Annotated in this window: 2 protein-coding genes and 1 tRNA gene; 2 read left to right on the top strand and 1 reads right to left on the bottom strand. The window is 54.2% G+C overall.

From position 1 onward, the window contains the following. Window position 1 precedes the first annotated feature (1 nt). Window positions 2-78: transfer RNA gene (locus G505_RS0117705), tRNA-Met, on the bottom strand. A 380-nt stretch (window positions 79-458) separates the two neighbouring features. On the opposite strand from G505_RS0117705, the gene fadI reads away from it, so the two are divergent. Together fadI and fadJ are read left to right on the top strand one after the other, a co-directional pair. Next, window positions 459-1,769 (top strand): acetyl-CoA C-acyltransferase FadI, encoded by a 1,311-nt coding sequence (gene fadI / locus G505_RS0117700; RefSeq protein WP_028110743.1) that lies wholly within the window; start codon window positions 459-461, stop codon window positions 1,767-1,769. After that, the gene (gene fadJ / locus G505_RS0117695; RefSeq protein WP_028110742.1) at window positions 1,769-3,892 is read left to right on the top strand and encodes a fatty acid oxidation complex subunit alpha FadJ; all 2,124 of its coding nucleotides are present in this window, start codon (window positions 1,769-1,771) and stop codon (window positions 3,890-3,892) included. Before fadI ends, fadJ begins: the two co-directional genes overlap by 1 nt. Window positions 3,893-4,479: the final 587 nt, after the last annotated feature.

Here is a 4,479-nt window from a genome sequence, read left to right as displayed (position 1 = left end):
TTGGTTGCGGGGGCCGGATTTGAACCGACGACCTTCGGGTTATGAGCCCGACGAGCTACCAGGCTGCTCCACCCCGCGTCCGAGGCCATGCACTATAGCGAACTGAGCGAAGAGCTCAAGTACTATTTCGATTTTTCTGAACCGTGTGACTATTTTCGCAACACAAAGGGTTCTATCTGTACGAACGACTGTGGTGTTTGGTTGATAGAGAGTCACTAGAGATTTTGGAGTAACTGAAATTCAAACATAATTTTATTGATCTTTGCCCATACAGCCTCTCCAATGGTCAATATAAATGCCTTTTTATCAGTGTATTCATCTGGTTAGAGCTTTTATTCAATATGTTTGTTTGAAACTTCGCCATGAAAAGTTAGAATCAGATCACACTTTACTGGTCCGACCTTGTCTCGGCAGAGGCTGACGGGCGGAGCACTTTGGGTAGATCGAGAGGAAAAAGGATGACAACAAGACAAGAGGTCAAAACCCGCAACGGCGACCGTATTGCGATTGTGGCGGGATTGAGGACGCCCTTTGCACGTCAAGCCACGGCTTTTCACGGGGTCTCTGCCCTGGATATGGGCAAGATGGTGGTGGCTGAGTTGCTTTCCCGCAATGACCTGGATGCCAAGCTGGTGGACCAGGTTGTGTATGGACAGGTAATTCAGATGCCCAAGGCACCCAATATTGCCCGTGAGATTGTTTTGGGTACGGGTATGAATGTCCATACAGATGCCTACAGTGTGACCCGGGCCTGTGCGACGTCGTTTCAATCTACGGTGAATGTGGCTGAGTCGATTCTTGCCGGTACCGTGGAGGTGGGCATCGCCGGTGGCTCGGATTCGAGCTCGGTGCTGCCTATCACCGTTTCCACCAAGCTGGCCAGGGCGCTGGTGGATCTGACCAAGGCTCGCAGTCTGGGCGATCGCCTAAAAATCTTTAAAGGTCTGAGTATCAAGGACCTGGCCCCGGTGCCGCCTGCGGTTGCCGAGTACTCCACGGGCATCTCCATGGGACAGACTGCTGAACAGATGGCAAAGACCCACAGTATCAGCCGCGCCGACCAGGATGCCATGGCCGTCCGTTCTCATCAGCTGGCATCGGAGAACTGGCAGGCGGGCAATCTGACGAATGAGGTGATGACCTGTCATGTCCCTCCTTATAAGGGCTTCATCAGCGAGGACAACAACATTCGCGCCGATATCAAGGCTGAGAAACTGGCCAAACTGAAGCCGGTGTTCGACAAGAAGCACGGCTCGGTGACGGCGGCGAATTCCACACCTCTGACCGATGGTGCCTCCGCCCTGATCCTGATGCCGGAATCCAAGGCCAAAGCCCTGGGCTACAACCCCATTGGATACATCCGTAGCTGGGGTTTTGCGGCCATCGATGTTTGGGATGACATGCTGATGGGACCCTCCTACGCCACCCCCCTTGCCCTGGACCGGGCGGGCATGACCCTGGCGGATCTGGATCTGATCGAGATGCATGAGGCCTTTGCTGCCCAGGCTCTGGCGAATATGAAGATGTTTGAGTCCAGGAAGTTTGCCGAGGAGAAGCTGGGTCGACGCGATGCCATTGGTGAAATCGATATGGCCAAGTTCAATGTGATGGGGGGCTCGCTGGCCTATGGCCACCCCTTTGCCGCCACAGGTGGCCGGCTGATCACCCAGATGTGTAATGAGCTTAAACGCCGCGGAGGCGGTATCGGATTGACTACGGCGTGTGCCGCCGGTGGCCTGGGTGCAGCCATGATTCTGGAGGTGGAATAATGAAGACGAATAGCTTTCAGGTAGTGGTGGGCGAAGACAAGATTGCCGTGATCACCATGGATGTTCCTGGTGAAACCATGAACACGCTGCGCAGCGAGTTTGGTGAGGAGGTTCGTCAGATTCTGGATTTCCTGGGCAGTCAGAGTGATTTGTCCGGCGTGGTCTTCACCTCTGGCAAGCCCGATTCCTTCATTGCCGGTGCCGACATCAATATGTTGGCTGCCTGTGAGACAAGGGAAGATGTCTACAAGCTGTCGCGGGATGGCCATAAGCTGCTTAATGAGTTGGCGGCCTTGAGTGTGCCTGTGGTGGCGGCCATCAATGGGCCCTGCCTCGGCGGAGGCCTGGAGTTGGCACTGGCCTGTGATTATCGGGTCATCAGCAACAGTCCGAAAACTGTGTTGGGCTTGCCGGAAGTACAACTGGGCATCCTGCCTGGCGGTGGCGGGACACAGCGTCTGCCCAAGCTGGTAGGCATAGCCAAGTCTCTGGATATGATGCTCACCGGAAAGCAGCTGCGTCCCAAGCAGGCGGTGAAGCTTGGCGTGGCTGACGAGATGGTGCCTCACACAGTCTTGTTGGAAGCGGCCAAGAAGTGGGTGTCCAAAGGCAAGCGGAAGTCCGCTAAGCCCAGACTCAAAGGTATTGAGAAAGTTCTGGAGATGACCCCGATGGGGCGTAACGTCATCTACGACCAGGCCCTGAAAACGGTGATGAAAAAGACCCAGGGCAACTATCCTGCCCCGGCTAAGATCATCGAGTGCGTCAAAGCATCCACCGGTAACCTGGAAGAGGGGCTCAAGATGGAGGCGGGCCACTTCGCTGATCTGGTGATGTCTCCCGAGTCCGCCGCTCTGCGCTCTATCTTCTTTGCCACCACAGAGATGAAGAAGGAGACCGGTGCGGGAGAGGTCAAGCCTTCCAAGGTTAATAAAGCCATGGTCCTTGGGGGCGGCTTGATGGGCGGAGGCATCGCCAATGTGACTGCCGTTAAGGCTAAGGTCCCTGTGCGCATCAAGGATATCGGTCACCAGGGGATCAGCGCAGCCCTGGCTTCCACCTGGAAACAGCTGGACAAAAAGGTGAAGCGACGTCATCTCACTGCCGCAGATCGTGACAAGACCATGAACATGATGACCGGGACCGTTGATTACTCCGGCGTGAAGGATGTGGACATGGTTGTCGAAGCGGTGTTTGAAGACCTTAATCTTAAACATCAGATGGTTAAGGATGTTGAACTGCACTGCGGTGACGAGACCATTTTTGCGTCAAACACCTCCTCTCTGCCCATAGGCCAGATCGCCGAGGCTGCCAGCCGGCCCGATAAGGTGATCGGTCTGCACTACTTCTCCCCGGTAGAGAAGATGCCCCTGGTGGAGGTGATTGCCCACAAAGGCACCTCGCCTGAAACCATTGCCACTACGGTGGCTTTTGCGAAGAAACAGGGGAAAACACCCATTGTGGTTCAAGATTGCGCTGGGTTCTATGTAAATCGCATTTTAGCACCCTATATGAATGAGGCTGCAAACCTTGTTTTAGAGGGTGAACCTATAGATAAACTTGATAAAGCACTGGTTAAATTCGGTTTTCCTGTAGGCCCAGTTACACTTCTGGATGAAGTTGGTATTGATGTGGGCGCCAAAATTTCGCCGATTTTGGAGGCGGAACTGGGATCGAGGTTCGCTTCCCCCCCAGCTTTCGCCAAACTTTTGGCGGATGACCGCAAAGGCCGGAAGAACGGTAAGGGTTTTTATAAGTTTGATGCCAAGAAAAAAGGCAAAAAACCAGTCGATGAAAGCGTTTACAAGGTTCTCGGTGTTACCCCTGACGGAAGATTGTCGGATTCAGAGCTGGCTGAACGTTGCGTCGTTCAGATGCTGAATGAAGCGGTACGTTGCCTGGATGAAGGGATCATCGCCAGTGCTCGTGATGGCGACATCGGTGCCATCTTTGGCATTGGCTTCCCTCCTTTCCTGGGAGGCCCGTTCCGTTACATCGACAGCCTGGGGCCTGCGCGCTTGGTAGACCTCCTCAAAGGGTACGAGACCCGCTTCGGTGACCGCTTTGCGCCCTGTGAGCGTCTGCTGGCTATGGCCGCCGCGGACGAGCGCTTCTACAGCTGATTCCGGAAGTAGCTTTAAAAAGGCAGCCCAGGCTGCCTTTTTTATTGGCGGCTCATCTGGCTGACTATATAATGGCCAGCCCTGCAATATTATGGTGCGTAGTATGTTGTGGTTACTGCTGATGTGTGCCAGCTCAGCTTTCTTTTATGCGGAGGCCTTTAAAAGCGGCCTGTCCCCCAAAAGATGGGGAGTCGCTGGTTTCTTTGTCGGTCCCATGCTGTGGCCCTTGTTTCGGGTTCACGCCAACCTGGCGTTCCGTCGTTCGCTTAAACGGGGTGATGTATTGTGGACCATAAAGTAAAGGAGCCGGTGGCTCCTTTACTTGCTCTGTCTGTCGGCCTTTAGGACCACCAGCTTCCTGCCGGTACTTCTCTGATATCCAATTCAGCTTTGATCCGCTTACGGGGCTTGCGAACCAGTGAGTCCCTTAGAAGTGTGATTACCATTTTGATCATCATACTGCTCCTCTGTCAGGGTGAATATCCTAGGTAATAAATTTAGGCGGTCTGCTGCTCGGACAGTTTGATCCAGGGGATGCCGCCAGCGACTTGTTGCTCGGACAGCTTGATCCAGGGGATGCCGCCAGC

The sequence above is a fragment of the Ferrimonas futtsuensis DSM 18154 genome, from assembly GCF_000422645.1.
Lineage (GTDB): Bacteria > Pseudomonadota > Gammaproteobacteria > Enterobacterales > Shewanellaceae > Ferrimonas > Ferrimonas futtsuensis.
Note: the sequence above shows the minus strand (reverse complement) of the source record. Positions and strands in the feature narration are given on the sequence as shown.

Excerpts from the sequence above, each read along its gene's own strand:
- fadI (WP_028110743.1), top strand. The coding sequence starts at position 459 with ATGACAACAAGACAAGAGGTCAAAACCCGCAACGGCGACCGTATTGCG.
- fadJ (WP_028110742.1), top strand. The coding sequence starts at position 1,769 with ATGAAGACGAATAGCTTTCAGGTAGTGGTGGGCGAAGACAAGATTGCC.